At 65.7% G+C, this 682-nt stretch carries 1 protein-coding gene; it reads right to left on the bottom strand.

The window, feature by feature from the left end:
* A partial coding sequence (locus EOA29_RS38975; RefSeq protein WP_145970139.1) for an AMP-binding protein occupies positions 1 to 620 on the bottom strand: 620 nt, incomplete at its 3' end.
* Between the last annotated feature and the right edge of the window lie 62 nt (positions 621 to 682).

Raw genomic sequence — 682 nt, 5'->3', positions numbered from 1 at the left:
ATGTTGAGGCAGCGGTCGGCCGGTGTCAGGCTGAGCGTCGCGCCGATGTGAGCGGCCGAGGCGGCGAGGTTGGCGTGGCTGAGCGGCACCAGTTTTGGACGCGAGGTGGTGCCGGAGGTGTGAAGAAGAAGTGCCGTGTCGCTGTCCTCGGCCAAAGCGGATTCGACCGGCGGGCCGACCGGATCGCCCTCGATGATGAAGACACCAGCCGGCGCACCCACCGGTACGACAAGGCGCAGCACGGGGATACCGAGGCGTTCGGCAACTTCCACCGATGGCCCCCGCTCGTCCTTGCCGACGAGAATCGCCTTCACGCCAATGTCGCTGAGATAAAAGTCGAGCTCGTCGGCGCGATAGGCCGGATTGAGCGGCGCGGTGGATGCGGCGGCGGCGACCGTGATGAAGGCCGTCGCCATCTCCGGTCCGTTCGGCAGCACGATGGCGACGCGGTCGCCACGGCCGATGCCGAGCGCGTTCAGCCGAGATACCGTCTCACCAATCAGCCGGCGCAGCCCGACATGCGAGAGGGCCGTTCGGTCAGGCGCAGCAATGGCCGGCGCGTTGTCGGCGCCGGGCGCAAGACGATGGGCGAGGTCGATGGAGTTTTCGCTTCTTGTCATGGATCCAGACTATGTTTCGAACGATCGGCCAATGTCCAGCAAAGGGCTGCTCAATATCCGAG

This window comes from Mesorhizobium sp. M1E.F.Ca.ET.063.01.1.1, from assembly GCF_003998155.1.
Classification (GTDB): Bacteria; Pseudomonadota; Alphaproteobacteria; order Rhizobiales; family Rhizobiaceae; genus Mesorhizobium.
The sequence above is the reverse complement of the archived record's forward strand: the minus strand, read 5'-3'. Positions and strand labels throughout refer to the sequence as shown.